This window comes from Symbioplanes lichenis (assembly GCF_030709675.1).
GTDB lineage: Bacteria > Actinomycetota > Actinomycetes > Mycobacteriales > Micromonosporaceae > Actinoplanes > Actinoplanes lichenis.
Map to the genome: position 1 here is coordinate 1 of NZ_JAUZQD010000025.1, position 20,544 is coordinate 20,544.

At 72.3% G+C, this 20,544-nt stretch carries 21 protein-coding genes and 1 tRNA gene; 2 read left to right on the forward strand and 20 right to left on the reverse strand.

Translation table 11 applies throughout. The features are described from left to right. Nucleotides 1-223: 223 nt before the first annotated feature. The 17 genes from RAN62_RS38900 to eno form a co-directional block, all read right to left on the reverse strand. On the reverse strand, nt 224-1,168 hold the full coding sequence (locus RAN62_RS38900; protein ID WP_305789899.1) for a S1C family serine protease: 945 nt from the start codon (nt 1,166-1,168) through the stop codon (nt 224-226). A 368-nt stretch (nt 1,169-1,536) separates the two neighbouring features. Beyond that, nucleotides 1,537-1,875, reverse strand: coding sequence for a hypothetical protein (locus RAN62_RS38905; RefSeq protein ID WP_305789900.1), 339 nt, complete (start codon nt 1,873-1,875; stop codon nt 1,537-1,539). 180 nt (nt 1,876-2,055) lie between these two features. Beyond that, nucleotides 2,056-2,880: a Bax inhibitor-1/YccA family protein gene (locus tag RAN62_RS38910; protein ID WP_305789901.1), complete on the reverse strand. Its 825-nt coding sequence runs from the start codon at nt 2,878-2,880 to the stop codon at nt 2,056-2,058. Nucleotides 2,881-2,943: 63 nt separating this feature from the next. Next, nucleotides 2,944-3,948, reverse strand: coding sequence for a small ribosomal subunit Rsm22 family protein (locus tag RAN62_RS38915; protein WP_305789902.1), 1,005 nt, complete (start codon nt 3,946-3,948; stop codon nt 2,944-2,946). 57 nt (nt 3,949-4,005) lie between these two features. Continuing rightward, a tRNA-Leu gene (locus tag RAN62_RS38920) sits at nt 4,006-4,088 on the reverse strand. A 208-nt stretch (nt 4,089-4,296) separates the two neighbouring features. Next, the gene (locus tag RAN62_RS38925; RefSeq protein ID WP_305789903.1) at nt 4,297-5,658 is read right to left on the reverse strand and encodes an NAD(P)/FAD-dependent oxidoreductase; all 1,362 of its coding nucleotides are present in this window, start codon (nt 5,656-5,658) and stop codon (nt 4,297-4,299) included. Nucleotides 5,659-5,755: 97 nt separating this feature from the next. After that, nucleotides 5,756-6,319, reverse strand: coding sequence for a hypothetical protein (locus RAN62_RS38930; protein ID WP_305789904.1), 564 nt, complete (start codon nt 6,317-6,319; stop codon nt 5,756-5,758). A gap of 1 nt (nt 6,320) precedes the next feature. Next, nucleotides 6,321-7,646, reverse strand: a complete 1,326-nt coding sequence (locus RAN62_RS38935; protein WP_305789952.1) for a DUF58 domain-containing protein — start codon at nt 7,644-7,646, stop codon at nt 6,321-6,323. Between the two features lie 32 nt (nt 7,647-7,678). Further along, on the reverse strand, nt 7,679-8,665 hold the full coding sequence (locus RAN62_RS38940; RefSeq protein ID WP_305789953.1) for an AAA family ATPase: 987 nt from the start codon (nt 8,663-8,665) through the stop codon (nt 7,679-7,681). A gap of 37 nt (nt 8,666-8,702) precedes the next feature. Next, on the reverse strand, nt 8,703-9,263 hold the full coding sequence (locus tag RAN62_RS38945) for a hypothetical protein (protein ID WP_305789905.1): 561 nt from the start codon (nt 9,261-9,263) through the stop codon (nt 8,703-8,705). Further along, nucleotides 9,260-9,964 (reverse strand): DUF4129 domain-containing protein, encoded by a 705-nt coding sequence (locus RAN62_RS38950; RefSeq protein ID WP_305789906.1) that lies wholly within the window; start codon nt 9,962-9,964, stop codon nt 9,260-9,262. The genes RAN62_RS38945 and RAN62_RS38950 overlap by 4 nt, the downstream gene beginning before the upstream one ends. A gap of 31 nt (nt 9,965-9,995) precedes the next feature. Next, nucleotides 9,996-10,739 carry a uracil-DNA glycosylase gene (locus tag RAN62_RS38955; RefSeq protein WP_305789907.1) on the reverse strand — a complete coding sequence of 248 codons (744 nt, stop codon included), beginning with the start codon at nt 10,737-10,739 and terminating at the stop codon, nt 9,996-9,998. Then, nucleotides 10,736-11,629, reverse strand: a complete 894-nt coding sequence (locus RAN62_RS38960) for a Ppx/GppA phosphatase family protein (protein ID WP_305789908.1) — start codon at nt 11,627-11,629, stop codon at nt 10,736-10,738. The genes RAN62_RS38955 and RAN62_RS38960 overlap by 4 nt, the downstream gene beginning before the upstream one ends. A gap of 10 nt (nt 11,630-11,639) precedes the next feature. Continuing rightward, nucleotides 11,640-12,158: an amino-acid N-acetyltransferase gene (locus tag RAN62_RS38965; RefSeq protein WP_305789909.1), complete on the reverse strand. Its 519-nt coding sequence runs from the start codon at nt 12,156-12,158 to the stop codon at nt 11,640-11,642. Beyond that, on the reverse strand, nt 12,155-12,658 hold the full coding sequence (locus RAN62_RS38970) for a DUF501 domain-containing protein (RefSeq protein WP_305789910.1): 504 nt from the start codon (nt 12,656-12,658) through the stop codon (nt 12,155-12,157). The genes RAN62_RS38965 and RAN62_RS38970 overlap by 4 nt, the downstream gene beginning before the upstream one ends. Before the next feature lie 16 nt (nt 12,659-12,674). After that, a complete protein-coding gene (locus RAN62_RS38975; protein WP_305789911.1) occupies nt 12,675-13,301 on the reverse strand; it encodes a septum formation initiator family protein in 627 nt (208 codons plus the stop codon). A gap of 109 nt (nt 13,302-13,410) precedes the next feature. Further along, entirely contained in the window at nt 13,411-14,694 is a 1,284-nt protein-coding gene (gene eno, locus RAN62_RS38980; RefSeq protein ID WP_305789912.1) for a phosphopyruvate hydratase, read from the reverse strand. Nucleotides 14,695-14,862: 168 nt separating this feature from the next. On the opposite strand from eno, the gene RAN62_RS38985 reads away from it, so the two are divergent. Continuing rightward, a complete protein-coding gene (locus RAN62_RS38985; RefSeq protein ID WP_305789913.1) occupies nt 14,863-15,480 on the forward strand; it encodes a hypothetical protein in 618 nt (205 codons plus the stop codon). A gap of 68 nt (nt 15,481-15,548) precedes the next feature. Continuing rightward, nucleotides 15,549-16,388 (forward strand): hypothetical protein, encoded by an 840-nt coding sequence (locus tag RAN62_RS38990; protein WP_305789914.1) that lies wholly within the window; start codon nt 15,549-15,551, stop codon nt 16,386-16,388. A 707-nt stretch (nt 16,389-17,095) separates the two neighbouring features. Here the strand turns inward: RAN62_RS38990 and RAN62_RS38995 are convergent. The 3 genes from RAN62_RS38995 to RAN62_RS39005 are packed head-to-tail and all read right to left on the reverse strand — an operon-like array spanning nt 17,096 to nt 20,458. Then, a complete protein-coding gene (locus RAN62_RS38995) occupies nt 17,096-18,700 on the reverse strand; it encodes a DUF885 domain-containing protein (protein WP_305789915.1) in 1,605 nt (534 codons plus the stop codon). Between the two features lie 10 nt (nt 18,701-18,710). After that, on the reverse strand, nt 18,711-19,670 hold the full coding sequence (locus tag RAN62_RS39000) for a nucleoside triphosphate pyrophosphohydrolase (protein ID WP_305789916.1): 960 nt from the start codon (nt 19,668-19,670) through the stop codon (nt 18,711-18,713). Further along, complete coding sequence (locus RAN62_RS39005) at nt 19,670-20,458, reverse strand: hypothetical protein (protein WP_305789917.1); 789 nt, start codon at nt 20,456-20,458, stop codon at nt 19,670-19,672. The genes RAN62_RS39000 and RAN62_RS39005 overlap by 1 nt, the downstream gene beginning before the upstream one ends. Nucleotides 20,459-20,544 lie beyond the last annotated feature (86 nt).

Genomic DNA, 20,544 nt, shown 5'->3' on the forward strand with positions numbered 1-20,544 from the left:
CGTTGCCGCGCGAGCCCCGGCCAGACGGGCGGTGTCGCGTTGACCTCACGTTCCCGCTCGGGTCCGGACGGGCGTCGCGCTCGCCTCAGGTTCCCGCTCAGCTCGGGGCGAATGGGCGTGGGCGCTCACGACGCGGGCGGATAGGCGTGCGCTCGTGCGGCGGGCCCGCTTGCGCGGATGGGCGTGTTGCGCGGCTGACGAGTCCGGGTGGGGCGGTGATCGGTCAGTTGAGTTCGGTGGGGACCGTGATCACGTCGACCATGGCGTTCTTGCGGTAGAGGGTGATGGGCAGGTCGGCGCCGATCGCGGGGCCCAGCATGAGGCGCTGGAGGGCTTGGACCGTGTCGACGGGCCGGCCGCCGGCCGTGAGCATGATGTCGCCCAGGAAGATGCCCGCGGTGTGGGCCGGGCTGCCCGGGACGACTTCGACGACGCGGAGGCCGATCTTCTGGTGGAGGCGCTCGGCCAGCTGCGGTGACAGTGGCACCGGGACGCCGGCGACCCCGAGCCACGCCCGGCGGACGCGGCCGGTGGTGACCAGCTCGCCGATGATGCGGCGGGTGGTGGTGTTGATGGGTACGGCGAGGCCAAGACCGTAGCCGGCCACCGCCGTGTTGACCCCGACCACCGTGCCCGTGGCGTCGGCGAGGGCGCCCCCGGAGTTGCCCGGGTTGAGCGCGGCGTCGGTCTGGATGACGTCGTCGATCACGCGCATGCGCCGGCCGTCCCGGGCCGGGAGCGAGCGGCCGAGCCCCGAAACGACGCCCGCCGTGACCGAGCCGGCCAGCCCCATCGGGTTACCGACCGCGACCACGAGCTGGCCGATGCGAAGACTGTCGGCGTCCCCGAGCGGCGCCGCCGGTGTCCCCGGATGGTGCACCCGGACGACGGCCAGATCGGAGAGTGCGTCCGCGCCGACCACGTCGAACGGTGTCTCGGTCCCGTCGGCGAACTCGGCGCTGCCCCCGGTCGCCCCGGCGACCACGTGCGCGTTGGTGAGCAGGAACCCGTCGTCGGTGAAGGTCACCGCGGATCCGGCGCCCGCGCCCCGCGGGGTACGGACGCTGAGCGCGGCAACGGAAGGCAATACTTTGGTGGCGACGCCGGTCACCACACGGCTGTAGGCATCGAGTGCCTCATTGTCGACACCCGTGTGCTCGGTATCCATGGACTTGTCAACGCCCCACCGACCACCATCGATCCCCGCCCTCCGTCCGCTGACGGCGAACACTCCCCGCCCCAAGCACGGCGGCCGCGGCGGGGACGGCCAGACCACGGCAAGCGCCGGCGAGCCCGATCAGAGTGCGGCCGACGCAGCAGCCGAGGCGGCCGACGCAACAGCCGAGGCGGCCGACGCAACAGCCGAGGCGGCCGACGCAACAGCCGAGGCGGCCGGCGCAACGGCCGGGGCGGCCGGCGCAGCAGCGGGCCGGGCGAGCAGGGCTGACGCGACGGGCCCGATCGGAGCGCGGCGGGGCGGCGAGCCCAGTCAGAGCACAGCGGGCACAGCGGGCACAGCGGGCACAGCGGGCGCGGTCAGAGGGCGGACCGAGCGGCGCCGATCTCGTCGGCGGCGCGGGTGAGCAGGGTCTCGGGCGGGCCGGCGGCCACCAGGTCGTCGACCATGACCTTGAGCTGGTCGGGCAGGATCATGTCGGGCTCGCGCGGCACGGGCAGGCTCGCGCGGCCCTCCGCCTCGGCGCCCAGGTCGGCGAGCCGCTGCACCAGCCCGAAGACGACGTCGCCCCGGCTGCCGCCCGACCCGTCGCCGCCCACCGGGCCCGAGCCGGCCGCGGCGGCCCACCGGTCCGTCTCCCAGTGGCCGACCTGGGACAGCAGGCGCTGGAGCGCCACGCGCACGTCTTCCGCAGTCACGCCGCGAGACTATCCGAGCCCGGACGCACCGATGCCCGGCCCGCCGGGAAGGCAGACCGGGCATCGGTCACACGGAAAGCGAAGCAGCGTCAGCCGCCGCCCCGGAAGCACACAGCCGACACGCCGCCGCTCAGGAGGAACCCAGCGATCAGGCCGGCACCCCCACGCAGCGCGACGGCGTCAGTCGTCGCCGCTTTGCAGGAAGCTCAGCAGGCGCAGGATCTCCAGGTAGAGCCAGATCAGCCCGACCAGGATGCCGAACGCCGCCGTCCAGGAGTAGCGCTGGGGCAGGCCCATGCGGACGCCCTGCTCGATCTCGTCGAAGTTGAGGATGAAGCTCAGCGACGCGACCACGATGCAGACGAGGCTGAAGATGATGCCGATCGGGCCGTTGTCGCGCAGGCCGGTGCTCACGCCGAAGAGCGAGAGGACGAAGTTGATCAGCATGGCGGCGAAGAGGCCACCCATGACGGCAATCATGATCTTGGTGAACTTCGGCGTCGCGCGGATCACGCGGGCGCGGTAGAGGAAGGCCATCAGGAAGAAGACGCCGAAGGTGGCGACCACCGCCTGCAGGACGATCCCCGAGTAGCCCATGATGTCGTTGAAGAACTTGCTGACCAGGCCGACGAAGGCGCCCTCGACGACCGCGTAGGCGACGACCAGCACCGGGTTGGCCATCCGCATGAACGAGATGACCAGGCCCAGCACGAGCCCGACGACCGCGGCGCCGATCCAGGCGGCTCCGAGCAGGCTGTTGGGGATGAGATTCCACGCCGCCACCGCCGAGACGCCGGTGACGCCGAGCAGGGTGACGGTCTTGACGACGACGTCGTCCATCGTCATGGGGCGCACGGCGGGCGGCGCCGCCGGGTAGCCGGGCGCCGACGCGTACGGCTGGCCGTAACCCGGCTGGGCGGGCGGCCCGTACGGTCCGTATCCGGCCGCGCGCTCCCGCTCGGCCGCCTGGCCGAGGCGCGAGAGCACCGGGTTCGATGTCTTCACTGTGTCCAGCCTCCCTCGAGGGTCGATTTACCAAGGGTAAGCGGTCTTTCGACGCGGCCGCGACTACGTGAGCTGTGAAGAAACTGAACGCCAGGCGTCGCCCCACTCCACGTCACGGGCTGTGCGATACAGGTTTCCGTGTTTCTTGGAGACGATCTCCGGCCCCGCCGAGCCGTCCGAACGGCACAACTGCATCGTGACCATGCCCTTCCGGAACTGCGGATGCCGCAGCACGCGCCCAGCGGGCACGAGCAACGCCGGCGAAGGGGCCACGGCGACGAACGAGAACTTCTCGTCCTCGTGTCCGAGCTGGGCGTTTTTGAGGCGGCGGTGGAGGGCGGAGCGGTTCACCCGGGCGGCGAAGTGACACCAGTCACCCCGAACCGCGGCAAGCGGGCAGTCGTCCTGGTGCGGGCACGGCGCCGCGACGGTCAGCCCGTGCCCGAGGAGGGTCGTACGGGCCTGGAGGATCCGCTCGTACCCGGCGGGGGTGCCCGGCTCGATGACCAGCAGCACCCCGGCCGCCCGGCGCGCCCGGTCGAGCAGCTCGGCCTGCGCCGCGGCGGTCAGCTCGCCGAGCACGTACGAGATGGTGACCAGGTCGGCGGCGGGAAGCGCAGCAACGGAAGAGGCCTGCCACTGCTGCCAGGTCGCCGAGCGCAGAGCCGGAGCGTCCGCCCCGGAGGCGAGCCGGCGGCCGAGGTCGAGCGCCTCGCCCACCTGGTCGAGCACGGTGATCCCGGTCAGCGTGGGAAAGGCGTCCGCCGCCGCCCACGTGGCCGCCCCGGTGCCGCCGCCGATGTCCAGCTGGGTGCGGGGCGCGAAGTCCGGGTACGCGCCGGCCAGCTGACCGAGCGCCGACCGCACCGCGGCGAACGTGGCGGGCATCCTGTACGCGGCATAAGCGGCCACATCCACCCGCGACGCCAGAATCGGAGCACTCGCCGGCCGCCCCGACCGGTACGCCTCGATGAGCCGCTCGACCGACTGCGCCAGCCGCTCCTCGGAAGCCGCCCCCGACTCGGCCACCAGCCCGGCCCGCAGCTCGACCGGCAACTCAGCACTCATGGCCACAAAGTATGCCGAGCCGCCCCGCCCAGGAGCGAGCCGCCCCGAAAACCACGGTGCCCGGGGCGGGTCTCGAACCCGCACGCCTTGTGAGGCAGCCGCTTTTAAGGCGGCCGTGTCTGCCGTTCCACCACCCGGGCCGGATGCTGCCGCCTAACCGTATCGGTTGCCGCCCCGCCAAGCCACGACAGCCGACCACCCGCCCCCCGACGAGCGATCCGTCCCAAGACAACGGGCCGGACGCGGGCGAGCACGAAGGACAGAACGCCGCGGGACGCAGCCGGGGTCAGCGGTGAAGCACACAGGCGCCCACGGGGAATCCCCGCGAGCGCCTGTGGGTGAAATCGATCAGCGAGCTCCGGCGGCGACGGGCTTGTCCGAGGCGGGAGCGGGCTCGAGGTGCGGCGTGACCTCTTCGAACTCCTCGCGCGGCTCGTGCAGCTGACCCAGCGACACGACCTCACGCTTGAGCACGGAAGCCAGGCTCCAGTCGGCCAGCACGCGCACCTTGCGGTTGAACGACGGGATGCGGCTCACGTGGTAGATGCGGTGCATCATCCACGCCGGCCAGCCCTTGAGCTTGACGCCGTAGACCTTGGCCACGCCCTTGTGCAGGCCGAGGCTGGCGACGGAGCCCGCGTATTTGTGCTTGTAGTCCTTGGGCTGCGCGCCGATGACCACGGCCTTGATGTTGTCGGCGAGCACCGCGGCCTGACGCACCGCGTGCTGCGCGCTCGGGGAGCACCAGCCGCCGGGGTTGGTCAGGTCGGGCACCTGGGCGCAGTCGCCGGCCGCCCACGCGCCGTCGAGGGCCGTGCCGCTCTCGTCGGCCACCTGCAGCGTGGTCAGGCAGTTGACGTGGCCGCGCGGGCCGAGCGGCAGGTCGGTCTGCGCCAGCATCGGGGACGGCTTGACGCCGGCGGTCCACACGATGGTCTCGGAGCGGAACACCTCGCCGTCGGAGAGGTGCACCTCGCCGTCCACGCAGGACTTCATGATGGTCTCGAGGCGGATGTCGATGCCGCGCTTGCGCAGCTGGCGGGCCGCGTAGGCCCCCATCTGCGGGCCGACCTCGGGCAGGATCCGGTTGGCCGCCTCGACCAGGATGAAGCGGACCTCCTCCTGCTTGAGCTCGGGGTAGTACTTGAGGCCGTCGCGGACGACGTCTTCCATCTCCGCGAGCGCCTCGGCCCCGGCGAAGCCACCGCCGACGAAGAGGAACGTGAGGGAGGCCTTGCGCACCTCGGGGTCGGGCGTCACGGCCGCGACATCGAGCCGGTCGAGCACGTGGTTGCGCAGGTAGATGGCCTCACCGATGGTCTTGAGGCCGATGCCGCGCTCGCGCAGGCCCGGGATGGGCAGCGTGCGGGAGACCGAGCCCGGGGCGACCACGATGTGGTCGTAGGCGATCTCCTTGACCGGGCCGTCGATCGGCTGCACGGTGACCGTCTTGCGGGCGTGCTCGACCTTGGTGACCTCACCCGCGACGATCGTGCAGCGCTTCAGCTCGCGGCGCAGCGGCACCACCGAGTGACGCGGCGAGATGTTGCCGGCCGCGGCCTCCGGGAGGAACGGCTGGTAGGTCATGTGCGGCTGCGGGTCGATGACGATGACCTCAGCCTTGCGCGAGTTGAGCTTCCTCGACAGGCGGAGGGCCGTGTAGAGACCGACGTGCCCTGCGCCGACGACCACGATGCGTTGCGGGTTCACGCTGCCCATTGTCGCGCTCAGCCCGTTCTCATGCCCCGTTGTGTGACCAAGGACAACTTGCCGCAGTCAAGATCGACGGCGAATGGTGAACGACTCGTCACGGACGGCGTAACAACCGGGCTATGAGCACCGTCGCGGTCACCGCCGCGGCCATGCCGACCAGGGTCGCGAGCAGGAACGCGCCGCCCGCCAGCCCGGCCGTCAGGCTCAGCACGACGACCGTCAGGACGGCCGAGCCCAGCACGACCAGCCCGGCCCGGGTCAGCCAGCCGGTCAGGACGGCCGGGTTCACGACGGCGTCGGTCGGCAGCACGGCCGCCAGCGCCGCCAGCGTGTGTCCGAGGTAGAGCAGGGTGGCGATGACGATGACCCGCCACAGGGCGACCCGGGAGTCGTACCAGGTGGTGTCGGCGATCCACCCACCCACCACGGCGATCGCGACCAGGGTGACCGACCGGCCGCGCGGGGCCACGGCCGGCCACAGCGCGGCGAGCACGACGACACCGGCATAACGGCTGGTCACGATCGAGACGGGCCACGCGACCGTCAGCGCGCCGAAGAAGGCGACGGCGATGCCGCAGCGGACCAGGAGCGGCAGGATCGTCGCGCGGGTGACCGTGCGCCGCACCCGCGCGGCGCCGCCCGACAACCGGCCGGCCATGTCAGCGCCCCCGCGGCGCGGAAGCCAGCCGCGCCACGTCCCGCAGCACCAGGTCGAGGCTACCCGCCCCGGCCCACGTCACCACCGGTACGCCGTGCTCCCGCAACCGCCCGAGCACGTTCTCGCGTTCCATCCGCCACAACCGGGTGGCCAGCTCGGTGAACGGTCCCGACGCGGCCGCCGACGCATCGGCCGGCAACGTGTCGACCGCCACCGTGAAACGCCCCGACTGCACGAGCCCGGCCAGCATGTCCGCGGCGCGCGGGTCCACGAGCGGGGTCAGCACGACGACCAGGGCATCGGACGAGACATTGTGCGCGCCGAAAACGAAGTCCTCGGCGGAGTCGGACGAGGCGCGCACGTCCAGCAACCACTCCAGCACAGTGAGGTACTGCCGGCGGCCGGTCGCCGCCCGCAACCGGCGCGCCGTGGACCCGTACTCGGCCAGGGAGACCCTGTCCCCGCGCTGCAGATAGTGCTCGGCGATCGCCGCCGCCGCGCGAACCGTCGTGTCGAGCACCGACGCCTTGCCCTCGACCCCGCCGGAGACCCCGGCCTCGCCGAGCACGTCGAGCAGCAGCAGGACCTCGGCGTCGCGGTCGGACAGGGTGGCGGCGACATGCAGATCCCGCGTACGCAGGGAGACGCGCCAATCGATGCGCCGCAGCCGGTCCCCGGGCGCGAAGGGGCGTACGCCCGCCAGCTCGCCGCCCTCTCCCGGCCGCCGCGACCGGTGGTTGCCGACCAGTCCCGCGGCGGCCGGCAGCGCCTCCGTCGCGGCGAACGGCTCGGTCTCCGGATAGACGCGCACGCCCGCGGCCGGGACGACCACCGGACGGCACGCCAGCAGCCCTCCGCACGCGGCGACCCGGGCGGCGGCCGGTCCGACGTCCTGCCGGCCCCAGCGCACCGCGCGCCCGGACAAGTCCACGGCGGTCCAGCCGTCGGGCTCGACCCGCACCGCGAACGGCCGGTCGGCGTCCTCCAGCTTCACCCACGGCGACGTGCGTGTGCGCAGAACTACGAGGTCGTACGGGATGACGTCGGGGTTGCCCACGGTGACCGCCGCGTGCACCTCGCCGCCCTCGACGATGTGGTCCCCGTCGGCGTCGATAGTCAGCTCGGGCGCGGAGCGCGGCATCCGGCGCAGCCCCACGGCGGCGCCGATCGCGAAGGGCGCCGCCAGCAGCACGAGGTCGACCCGGCCCAGCGCCACGCCGAGCACCAGGAACAGGCCGGTGAGCAGGACCGTACGCCCCAGCGCGCGCGTCGGCACCCAGGCCGGCGCGGACCAGCCCTCGGCGGCGCCCGCGTCCGCGGGCGGCACCGCGGCCCGCAGCGTCGGGGAGTCGGTGACGGTCACTGCTCGGCGTATCCGCCCGCGTAGGTCGGCAGCGCGCCGCTGGCCGGCGCCGGCACGCTCTGCAGCACCTCCTGGACCACGAAGGTCGGGTCGACCCGGCGCAGCCACATCTCCGGCCGCAGCGTGATGCGGTGGGCGAGCGCGGGCAGGGCGACGTCCTTCACGTCCTCGGGCACCACGTAGTCCCGGCCGGCCATGGCGGCCCGGGCCCGGGAGAGCAGCAGCAGCGCCAGCGAGCCCCGCGGCGACGAGCCGACCAGCGCCGACGGGTGCTCACGGGTGGCCGAGGCGAGCGCCACGATGTAGCGGCCGATCGAGTCCTCGACGGCCACGGACTCGAGGGCCGTCTGCATCGCCTGCAGCGTGCGCGCGTCGACGACCGGCGACAGCTGCGCCTCCTCCTGGCGGCGGAACATGCGCCGGCGCAGGACGTCCCACTCCTCGTCCTGGGTCGGATAGCCGAACGACACGCGGAGCATGAACCGGTCCAGCTGGGCCTCGGGCAGCGGGTACGTGCCCTCGTACTCGATCGGGTTGGCGGTCGCGAGCACGTGGAACGGCGGGTCCAGGCGATAGGTCACGCCCTCGACCGAGACCTGCTTCTCCTGCATCGCCTCGAGCAGCGCCGCCTGGGTCTTCGGGGGCGTGCGGTTGATCTCGTCGGCGAGCAGCATGTTCGTGAAGACCGGGCCGGCCCGGAACGCGAAGTCGCCCTTGCGCTGGTCGTAGAGGAAGGAGCCGGTCACGTCGGCCGGCAACAGGTCGGGGGTGAACTGCAGCCGCCGGAAGTCGAGCCCGAGCGCCTGCGCGAACGACCGCGCGGTCAGCGTCTTGCCCAGCCCCGGCAGGTCCTCGAGCAGCACGTGACCGCCGGCGAGGATGCCCGCTAGCACCAGCTCCAAGGCGTCCCGCTTGCCGACCACCACGCTGCCGACCGAGTCGAGGATCGCGCCGGCCAGGCGGCCCACCTCGTAGGGCGGCATCGCCTCCACGTTCGCGTCCGTCACCGATCCATCCCTCTCAGATCCTCTCCAGCGCGTCGACGTACGACGCCATCTCCCGCGGTTTCGGCAGGCGCCGCTCCGAACCGGCCAGCAACTGCCACAGCGGCTCCCCCATGATCTCGCGCGCCCGCTGGGGATCGGACGCCCGTGTCACGCCGTGGCGCAACCGCAACCGCTCGTCCGTCAGCTCCACGAGTGCGGGCAGGACGATACGCGAGAACCGCTCGCCGTCGTCCTTCGACCAGTCGAGTTGCCGCTCCCAGCGCCGAACGGCCTGCTGGAGGGTGTCGCCGCGCTGCGCGTCGGACGAACGCGCCGGCGCGGACCGGCGCGGCGCGGGCGGCGGGGCCACTTGGGACACCGCCCACATCATCAGCCGCAGGGCCAGGAAGGCCGTCACCACGAGCAGGACCGAGACCTTGATGCCGCGCGAGTTGAGCAGGGCCAGGGTGATCGCGGTGGCCCCGCCGACCAGCAGCACCGTCCGGACGATCCAGCCGAACCGCGAGCGCCGCTTCTCCCCGGACTCGGCCGGCCGCTCGTCCCCCTCGGCGGTGAAGAGCTCGTCGAGGCTCACGCGCCCACCCCCGCCCCGAGGTCGGTGCGCAGCCGCTCCAGCGCCCGCCGGGCCTGGCTGCGCATCTGGTCGTCGACCGTGTGGGTCGCGTAGCGGGCCTGCCGGTAGACGTGGGCGAACGGGTGCAGCACGGCCGCGTCGACCCGCTGCTCGGCCAGCAGGCGCGCCACGAGGTCGGTCGGGCTGTCCCCGGCGTGGCGCGGGGTGCCGGCGGCTGCCGCGGCGTCCTCGAGCCGCACCCAGCACGCGATCACGGCGCGGCGCGGGTCCCGATCGGAATCGGACAGCTCCTGCAGGCCGGCGTCCACTGCGGCGACCAGATCCTCCGCCGTACGCGCGTCCGGGCGCTTCTTCCCGTGCCGTCCCCCACGCCGCACTCGCCGGCGTGCCGTGTCCCGCAGCACCGCCCAGACGATGAGCACCAGCAGCACCGCACCGACCACGCCCAGCGCCCAGACGGCCGCCGTACTCGCCCAGTCGGGCAGGCCCCGGGCGGCCTCGACCGGCTCCGGGGACGACGAGGAGGCGACCGGCTCCGGCGACGGCGGCAGGAGCGGCGCGACTTCCTCGGCGGCGGGCGGCGCGTCCGGATTGAAGCGCTCCAGCTGCGGCGCCGACCGGGTCGCGGCCAGCCCGGCGAGCGTGAGCAGCGCGACGACGGCGGCCAGGGGCCACCAGCGGCGCAGTGCGGCGAGATCCACTTTTGTCCTTACCGGGGGGTGTTGCACCGCATCATGCCAGGCCCGCGACACCCTTCGCACGGCCGAACACGTCGTCGAGCATCTGGGGCGTCAACCGGCCCGTGAACGTGTTCTGCTGCGACACGTGGTAGCTGCCCAGCAGCACCGGTGCGCCCGGCAGCGCGACCTGCGCCCCGTGCCCGAAGCGCGGGCGCGGGACGGGCGGGCGGATGCCGTACACCCGGGAAAGGACGGGCCACCACGCCGCCCAGGCGAAGGCACCCAGCGCGACCACCACCTTGAGCGTCGGCCGCAGCAGGGTGACCTCGCGGAGCAGCCAGGGCGCGCACGTGTCGCGCTCCTCCGGCAGTGGCTTGTTGTCCGGCGGGGCGCAGCGCACGGCCGGGAACATCCGCGTGTGGAAGAGCTCCAGCCCGTCGTCGGCGCGGACGCTGGTCGGCTGGTTGGCGAGACCCGCGCGGTGCATCGCGGCGATCAGGACGTCGCCGGAGCGGTCGCCGGTGAAGATGCGGCCGGTCCGGTTGCCGCCGTGCGCCGCCGGGGCGAGGCCGAGCACGCCGATCGCCGAGTCGGCCGGCCCGAAACCCGCGATCGGCCGCCCCCAGTAGGTCCAGTCGCGAAAGCTCGCCCGCTTCGTGGCCGCCACTTCCTCGCGCCAGGCGACGAGGCGCGGGCACGCGAAACACTCCGCGATGTGGGCGTCGAGCACGGCCAGATCGGGCGCCGCGGCCGCGTGGGCGGCAACGTCGGCGGGGGTACGCGAAAGCTCGGTCACGCGATCGAGAAAGCGATGCCGTCGAGGATGTCGTGCTCGCTCGCCACCACGGACGTCTTGCGCGCGCGTTCCATGATGATGCGCAGGATGAGCGCCCCGGCCCCGATGACGTCCGCGCGTCCGGGGTGCATGACGGGCAGGTCGAGCCGATCCGCGACCGTGGCGCCGAGCAGGTCGGAGGTCACCTTCGCCACCTCGTCGGCGGACACGCGGGCGTGGTGGATGCGGGCGGAGTCGTACTCGGGGAGGCGCAGGGCCAGCGCCGCGACCGTGGTCACCGAGCCGGCCAGGCCGACCAGGGTGGCCGTACCGTGCCCGCTGACCTTGCGCAGCGCGGTGTCGACGGCCTTGGTGACGTCCTGCTCCGCCGCGGCGATCTCGGCCGCGGTGGGCGGGTCGGAGTGCAGGTGCCGCTCGGTCATCCGGACGCAGCCGATGTCCATCGAGATCGCGTGCTCGACCGACCCCGACCCGACCACGAACTCGGTCGAGCCGCCGCCGATGTCCACCACCAGGTAGGGCGGCTCGGCGTCGAGCCCCTGCACCGCACCGGCGAAGGACAGCCGGGCCTCCTCGTCGCCGCTGATCACCTCGGGCTCGACGCCGAGCACCGCGCGGACCATGGCCCGGAAGTCGGCGGCGTTGGAGGCGTCACGCGACGCGCTCGTGGCGCACATGCGGACCCGTTCCGCCCCTGAGTCCCGGATCTCAGCCGCGTAGCCCTCCAGCGCGCGGCGGGTGCGCTCGATGGCGGCGGGGGCGAGCATGCCGGTCCGGTCCACGCCCTCCCCGAGCCGCACGATCTCCATCCGGCGGGCGACATCCCGCCCGTCCTCGGAGATCAGCAGGCGGATCGAGTTGGTCCCGCAGTCGATGGCCGCGACGCGCACGAGCTCTCCCTCACAGATGCAGCAACATCCTGGTGTTCCCGAGCGTATTGGGCTTCACGCGCTCGAGGTCGAGGAACTCGGCGACACCTTCGTCGTACGAGCGGAGCAGCTGCTCGTAGACGGTGTGCGGCACCGGCGCGCCGTCGATCTCGGCGAACCCGAACGAGCCGAAGAACTTGGTCTCGAACGTGAGACAGAAGACCCGGGCGACGCCGAGCTCGCGGGCGGCGTCGAGCAGCGCCTGCACGATCTGGTGCCCGATCCGCTGCCCGCGGCAGGACGGGTCGACGGCGACCGTGCGGATCTCCGCCAGGTCCTCCCACATGACGTGGAGCGCCCCGCAGCCGACGACGCGCTGCTGCTCGGGCTCGACGGCGACCCAGAACTCCTGCACCGCTTCGTAGAGCGTGACCGTGGCCTTGCTCAAGAGCCTGCGATCAGCGGTGTACGTGTCCACGAGCGCGCGGATGCCGCGTACGTCCGAGGTCCGGGCCCGCCGGATCTGCACCTTGCTGTCGGTTTCGGTCATGCTTCGCTCGGGGGCGACACGCACGGGCCGTCCTCCCACCACGGCTCGACGGCCGCGCGCACCTCGTCGCCGAACGGGTTGACGCCGGGGCCGGCCGCGAGCGCGTGCCCGAGCTGCACGTGGAGGCACTTCACCCGGTCGGGCATCCCGCCGGCGGAGATCGTCGCGATCTCGGGGACGTGGCCGAGCGCCTCGCGGCGGGCCAGATAGTCCTCGTGCGCCTTCTCGTAGCGCTGCGCGAGCTCCGGGTCGGTGCCCAGCCGCTCCTGCATCTCCCGCATGAGACCCGCCGACTCCAGCCGGCTGCACGCCGCCGTCGCCCGCGGGCAGGTCAGATAGAACGTGGTCGGGAACGGCGTGCCGTCGTCCAGCCGCGGCTCGGTCTCGACGACGTCCGGGTTGCCGCACGGGCAACGGTGGGCCACGGCGTGGGTGCCGCGGGGACGGCGGCCGAGCTGCTCGGCGACGATGTCGAGATCGTTCTCGGACGGGGTCGTCATCTCGTTAACTGGAGTCTCATTCCTCGTTCGCTGCCGCCACACTGCCCCACAGTGTGTCGTACCACCGGCCGGGCTCGGCGGGCGTCCCGGCGGGGGTGCTGCTGCTGTCGCGGGCGGCTCCCGCCTCGTCCCGGTAGACCAGCAGGGGGGTCTCACCCCGCTCGACGTACTGCAGACGCTCGCGGGCCTGGATCTTGACGTAGGCGGGGTCGTTCCACTTGTCCGCCTCCTCCTCCAGGCCCTGGATCGTCGCCTGCTGCGCGGCCTGGTCGGCCTGCATCTGGGCGATCTCGGACTCCTGGGCGAGGTAGACGCGCACCGGATAGGTGTAGGCCAGGGCCAGCGCGACCAGCACGGCCACCAGCACGGCGGCCCGGCCGGTGAAGGTCTTGGGCCGGGTGGCCACCGTGCGCTTGGTCGCCCCGGTCGCCGCCGCGCGGCGCGCCGCCGCCGGACGGCTGCCGGAGCGGCTGATGCTGCCCGTGGTGCGGGCGGCCGGATTGCGGCGCGGCTCGATGCGGGTCGCGGCCGTGTCGCGGCTGCGACCCTGGCCCGTGCGCGCGGTGCGCACGCCCGGTCGCCCGGCGTAGCTGGTGGGGCGGCGCGTCGGCCCCTGCCCGCTCGGACTGCGGCGCTGCGTCATCGGTTGCCCTCCCCCCGGCACGCGCGACCATGGAGCTGCGGCACCTGCTTCCGAGGACACTATGCCCCCGAAACGCGGCGCCACAACTCCATGATCCCGTGACAGAGCGTTACGCGGTGCGGTAACGGGGGAAAGCCCCCGCCCCGGCGTAACGCGCGGCCTCGCCCAGCTCCTCCTCGATGCGCAGGAGCTGGTTGTACTTCGCGACGCGGTCCGAGCGGGCCGGCGCGCCGGTCTTGATCTGACCGCTGCCCACGGCAACCGCCAGGTCGGAGATGGTGACGTCCTCGGTCTCGCCCGACCGGTGGCTCATCATGGTCTTGAAGCCGGCCCGGTGCGCCAGGTCGACCGCGTCGAGCGTCTCGGTGAGCGAGCCGATCTGGTTGACCTTGACGAGCACGGCGTTCGCGGCGCCCTCGGCGATGCCCCGGCCGATGCGAGTGGGGTTCGTCACGAAGAGGTCGTCGCCCACGATCTGCACCTTGCCGCCGATCTGGGACGTGAGCGCGGTCCAGCCGGCCCAGTCCTCCTCGTCCAGCGGGTCCTCGATGGAGACGATCGGGTACGTCTCGGCGAGCTTGGCGTAGTAGTTGATCATCTCTTCGGTCGACTTCGGCGCGCCCTCGAAGACGTACGAGCCGTCCTTGTGGAACTCGGTCGCCGCGACGTCCATGGCGAGCACGATGTCCGTACCCAGGGTGAAGCCGGCGGCCTGCACGGCCTCGGCGATCAGGTCCAGCGCGGCCGCGTTGGTCGGCAGGTTGGGCGCGAAGCCGCCCTCGTCGCCCAGGCCGGTCGACAGGCCCTTCTTCTTCAGCACGCTCTTGAGCGCGTGGTAGACCTCGGCGCCCGAGCGCAGCGCCTCGCGGAAGGTCGGCGCGCCGATCGGGGCGATCATGAACTCCTGCACGTCGACGTTCGAGTCGGCGTGCGCGCCACCGTTGAGGATGTTCATCATCGGCACCGGCAGCACGTGAGCGTTCGGCCCGCCCACGTAACGGAAGAGCGGCAGCTCGGCGCTCTGCGCGGCGGCCTTCGCGACGGCCAGCGACACGCCGAGGATGGCGTTGGCACCCAGCTCCGACTTGTCGGAGGTGCCGTCGAGGTCGAGCATCTTCTCGTCGATCAGGCGCTGCTCGCTCGCCTCGTAGCCGATCAGCTCGTCGGCGATCTTGTCCTCGACGTTGCTGACCGCCTTCTCGACGCCCTTGCCGAGGTAGCGGCCCTTGTCGCCGTCCCGGAGCTCGATCGCCTCGAACGCGCCGGTGGAGGCGCCCGACGGCACCGCCGCGCGGCCAATCGTGCCGTCGTCCAGCCCGACCTCGACCTCGACGGTCGGGTTGCCCCGCGAGTCGAGAATCTCCCGGGCGACGATCGCTTCAATGGTGGCCATCTGTCGTATCGCTCCTTGTGTTCGACACTCCCCGGACCGCGACCCTGCGGCCGACGCCGCCCCTGAGCGTAGTCATCCGCGGCGGACCCCGTGGCGGCGGCCGTCCTTCCTTCAAGAAAACATCAGGTCGCTCAGTTACCCCGCCGCCACGACGATGGCCCGGTTGCTATGACCACTACCGCGCACCTTCCCGATGCCGGCTCGTACGTCGAGATGACCGCCTCCGACGAGCAGGCCGCCCGTGTCCGCATCGTCCACGCCGAAGGCGCGGGCCTGACTCTCTCGGCGCCGCTGGCGGCCGTGCCCCCGGTGGGCTCGTCCGTCACGCTGCGCTGGTCCGCCGCCCCGCGCGGCCGCTACGCCCTCTCCTGCGCCGTCGTCGGCACCGAGGAGAACCGCGTCGAGCTCCGGCCCGACGGCGAAGCCCTCATCGAGCAGCAACGCCACTTCGTCCGCGGCGGCGGTGGCGAGCAGATCGTCATGCGCCGCGCGGGACAGGCCGACGCGTACGGCTGGATCCGCGACATCAGCGAGCACAGCGCCCGCGCCCACTTCGAGGGCATCGCCGTCACCGAGGGCGAGGAACTCGACCTCTGGATCCAGCTCGGCGACGAGACCGTCGAACTGCCGGCGATCACCTCCCGGGTCGCCTCGCTGCCGCAGCAGGTGCCGCCGGGACCACTCTCCGTGGAGATGGTGGCCATCTTCGCGGCGGGCGAGAGCCAGGCCCGGATCATCCGGCGGTACGTGATGAAGCTGCAGCTGCTGAGTCGTACGAGGGCCTGAGTTGGGTTGATCTTGCGCGGGCCGGATCTGGTTTGCGCGAGGTTGCGGGCATGAGCCAAGGTGGGCTCGTGCCCTCCCGCAGCCTCCGCCTGATCGCCGTTGCCGCCGGTCTTCTCGTCGTCACGACGGGTTGCTCCGAGATCGACGAGCCGGCGGCGGCGGGGCTCACGCGCAGTGATCTCATGAGCGATCTGGCGGGGCAGCTGGCCGGGTCGGCGGGGCGGACCTACGAGGCGACTTATCAGCTGGCCGGGGGCGGTTCGGCGACGGTGAGTCAGGCTCAGGAGCCGGCTCGGACGATGTACGTGTATCCGGCTGGGCAGGCGCTGGTGACGGCTGAGACGGTGACGGAGTGCCGGACTCGGGTGCGGCCGGTGGCATGTTCGATCACGGTTTCGGCCCCTGCGGGGGTTTCTGGGGCTCCTGCTGTCTCGGGGGCTCCGGCCGCTTCAGGGGCTCCTGCCGCTTCGGCTGCGGCTGCTCAGCGGGCGGCGCAGGCGCAGCGGGTGTCGTCGGCGGAGGCGGCCGGGCTGGTTACTGCGGGGACGGTGCAGTTGTTGCTGGCTCGGGCCGGGCTTGAGTCGGATGTTCAGATCGCTCAGCACGACACCACGATCGCCGGGCGTCATGCCACTTGTGTCGAGTTGAGTGGGCTTGAGGTCACCGCGGCGGGTGTGGCTCAGGAAGCCACTTCGGCGGCGGTTGCCGGCAGTGCTCCCCGGAATGCGGCGGCGGTGGGCGAATATGAAGCCTGCGTCACGAATGAGGGTGTGGTGGGGAGTTTCCGGGGCGTTGTCGGGGACGTGGAGGTTGATGTCGCCATGACGCATTATGCCGAGCGGGTTTCGGTCGGGGCTTTTGATCTTCCTGCCGGTGCTGCTGTTACCGATCGCCGGCCTGGCGGCTGATCTGCGGGCTTGGCGTGTGGTGCTTTTTCGTTGACCGATGTGCGGGCGGCTCTCTCCAGACCATCGAACGCGCGGACGGCTCTCTTCAAACCATCGAACGTGCGGACGGCGATCTCATCGAGTGGGATTCGGGGTGCCTCCGGCGGGAGGTCTTCGGGCTTCTGGGATGGGCCATCCCGGCCGCCGTCGACTCAGGCGAGCCGAGCAGACCGCCGCCGGGGCCGCCAGCCTTTGTACTTCGCTTGCGCTGGGGGGATAGTGGCGGCCCCGGCGGCGGTCTGCACCCCCAAGGGGTGAGTCGACGGCGGACGGGATGGCGGGGGTGGTTGGGGGCTTTCGCCCCGGGCGGTTGACTATTCGCGCAAGTTGACGTGCCGGCAGACAACGGTCCTCGGCGGATCAGATGCCGCTCGACTTTTCGGGCCGGGCGCGACGGGCGACAGGCGACGAGCGACGCCCAACCAGCGACAAGCAACAAGCCACGAGCAACAAGCCACGAGCAACCAGCAGCGGGCAACGAGCCGCGCGGCAACAAGCGACCAGCGACCAGCGACGGGCGACGGGCCACGCGGCAACGAGCAACCAGCAGCGGGCAACAAACGCCGAGCACCGAGCACCGAGCACCGAGCACCGAGCGACGCTGACATGCCGCGGACGTGATCGCCCGCCGCGCGTCCCTGCGATCCTCCGACGCGAAGCCGGCCGGATCAGACGCCGAGCAAGAAGCCCAGGTGGCGGGGCGGCGGGGAGCCGTGCGCCAGCATCGCGTCGTGCCAGGCCTTGGGGGTGGCGCCGAACGGGCGGGCCGCCGCGATTGCCGCCATCTCCGTGTAGCCGACGAAGTAGGTCGAGAGCTGGGTCGAGGTCAGCAGGGCTCGGCGCCACTTGCCGGCGGCCTCGCCTTCTTCCTGGAAGCCGGTGCCGGTCATCAGCATCATGGCTTCCTCTTCGGTGAGGTCGTCGCAGTGGACGAGCTGGTCGAGGACGGCGTTGATGCTCATGCGGAGTTGCATTTTGAGCTGTTGGAGACGGACGGGGAGGCCGCCGAAGCCCAGGTTGGCCATCAGCTCCTCGGTGTAGACGGCCCAGCCCTCGACGAACGGGCCCGACCAGCCCAGGGAGCGGACCCGGCTGGCGGCCCGGAAGCGGCGGGCGTGGGCGAGCTGGAGGAAGTGGCCCGGCATGGCCTCGTGGACGGTCAGGTTGCGGAGCATGTGGTCGTTGTACTCGCGGTAGAACGACTCGATGCGCGTCGGCGACCAGTCGGCCGGGGGCGGCGCGATGCAGTAGAACGTCGGCAGGTCGGCCGTCTCCAGCGGGCCGGGCGGGTCGCAGTAGGCGACGGCGACGCCGCGGGCGAACTCCGGCATCTCCTCGATGACGCAGGGGTCGTCGAGGAGGGTCATCAGGTCGTGCTTGCGGACGAAGTCGGTTGCCTCGCCCATCGTGACCCGGGCCAGGTCGACGATGGTGGCGTCGTCGGGGTGGTCGGCGGCCAGGGTGGCGAGGGCGCGGCGCACCGTTTCGTCGGTGGGCGGGCCGCCGGTCAGCTCGGCTGCGGCCTCGCGCAGGCGGGCGCCGGTCTCCTCGATAGTGCGGCGGGCGCGACTGAGAACCTCGGCGGCGGGAAGCTCGGTGTCGAGGGTGTGCCAGAGGCGTGCTTCCCACAGGCGGCGGCCCAGGCGGGGGTCGCGACCGGGCTCGCCGCTCTCGAGCCGGGCGGTGAGCCAGCCCTCGAACTCGCTCAGCGCGGCCAGGGCGGGCGCGACGTCGGGGGCTAAGGCTCCGGCCTCGGCGGCGAGAGCCGGCACCTGGTCGCGGATCAGCGCGGCGGCGCCCCGGAACTGGTCGCGGGCCACCTCGGCGTGCAGGCGGGGCACGTCGTGCAGCACCGCGCGGGCCGTGGCCAGGGCGTCGGGGATCGCGGCGAGGCGGCCGGCCAGGCTGGTCAGTCGCTCCTCGGCGGGCGCGAAGGGGCGGGACAGCAGGGTGTGGAGCAGCGGGCCGGGGTTGTGCTCGAGGGGGTTCCACTCGTGCTCGCGGACGTCGGTCAGCTCGAAGATGTCCCGCTCGACCAGGGCCGACAGGATCGCGTGGTCGACCTGGTCCTGCTGGTCGAACGCGTCGGGGTCGATGCCGGCGAGCGCGTCGGCGGCGTCGCGCAGCATGGTCACGCGCTCGGCGATCGCGCCCGCGGACAGGTCGGGCAGCCGGTCGTCGTGGCGATGATCGCCCGCCACCGACGCGCGGCCCGGGTCACTTTCCAGGACGGCGTCGACGATGCGCTCTGCGAGGGGCACGAACTCCGGCATGGAGCGAAATCTACTCGCCGGGTGCGACACTTTCCGCTTCGCGCACGTCATCGGCGTATTGCAGAGCGACCGCCCGGAGCGCCGCCTCCGCGTCCTCCGGCGCCGCCCGCGCGACGAGGCGCAGCAGCTCGGCGCCGAGATCGTCGCCGGCCGGCAACGGCACGGTCAGGCCGGCGCGCGACGCCCGCTGCAGGATCTTCGCCGCGAGGGCGAGCGCCGGCTGCGAGAGCGCGATGCCCTCCAGAGCCGAGGTGCGCGACTTCTCCTCGCGCTTGATGCGTTCCCAGTTCTCGATGATCTGCTCGACGCCGTCGACCGCCTCGCCCGCGAACACGTGCGGGTTGCGCCGGACCATCTTCTCGACCATGCCGCCCGCCACGTCGTCGACGGTCCAGCGCTGGTCCTCCGGCAGCTCCTCGGCCAGCCGCGAGTGCAGCACGACCTGCAGCAGCACGTCGCCGAGCTCCTCGCGCAGCGCGCCGAGGTCGCCGTCGACCATCGCGTCGTACGCCTCGTAGCTCTCCTCGATGAGGTACTTGGCGAGCGTCTGGTGCGTCTGCTGCCGCTTCCACGGGTCGCCGCCGGGCGAGACGAGCCGGTCGATCACCGCGACCGCGTCGAGCAGCCGGGCGCCGGGCGGATCCCACGAGCCGTAGAACAGCTCGAGCTCGGCCAGACCGGGCTCCCGGGCCAGCCGCATCCCGAGGCGCCGGGCGAAGTCCTCGTCCCCGGACGCGCCGGCGAGCCACACCACGGTCGCGTGCTCGGCCAGCAGCGCCACGAGACGCTCAGGATCAAATTCGACGATCTCGACGCGTACGCCCGCGGCGCGCAGCGCGTCTGTCTGGTCTGTCTCCGCGGCGGTGAGCACGGGCCACTGCCGGACAAGGTCCCACGCCTGGGCGGTGAGCAGCCCGGCCGGTACGCGCGGCGAGGTGACCAGCAGAACGATGCGCGCGGACGGATCCATCAGGCGACAGTAGTCACCGCGGAGACGTCCGTGACGTACGGGTCCTCGTCGCTCGCCCCGGTGAAGGTGGCCACGACCAGCGGCACCTCGCCCCCGCTCTGCGTGGAGGCGGAGAGCAGCGTCACCTGCTGGTTGCCGTACCGCGGGTTGAGCTTGACCTTCTCGTCCGAGGCGATCTGCTGCAGCTCGTTGCGCAGCGACACGTACGTCTCGAGCAGCTTCTTGTTCTCGTCGCTCAGCGTGCTCTTGAACTGGTCGAACGTCGCGCTCGGGTCGGCCGCCCCGCCCGTGGTCAGCCGCTGGTAGACGTCGCGCAGATCGTCGTCGGTCAGCGTCGCCGGGGAGACGACGGGCTGCAGCGCGGCCCGCAGCCGGTACGTCTCGGCGTACAGCTGCGTGTACTCCCACTGCGGCGAGTAGCTGCGCGCCTGCGCCACTTGGTCGACGGTCGGCTCGGCGGCGGCCTGGACCCCGTGCGCCTGGGCGGCCCGGCGCAGCACGTCGAGGCTCAGCAGGGTGTTGAGCACCTCCTGCCGCTTGATCGGCACGGTCACCGGGCTGATCGGCTCGGCCGAGGCACCGTTGGCCTCGCCCGCGGCCCGGGCCTGCTCCTGCGCGGTGGTCAGTTCGTCGCGGACCTGGTCGTAGATCTTCTCGACCCGGTCCTCCGTGATGGTCCCCCCGCCCACATAGGCGGCCACCTCGGGCGACTGCTGGCACCCGGCCAGCCCGGCGGCGGCAAGAGCGGCGGCGACGGCGGTGGAGACAAGTCGGCGAGCACGCGGCATGGTCATGACTCTCTCACGCCACGTGTCCACTGTCTGCACCCGGGTGTGATCTACGTCGCTGAGTTTCTTCCGCCGGGCGCGCCAGG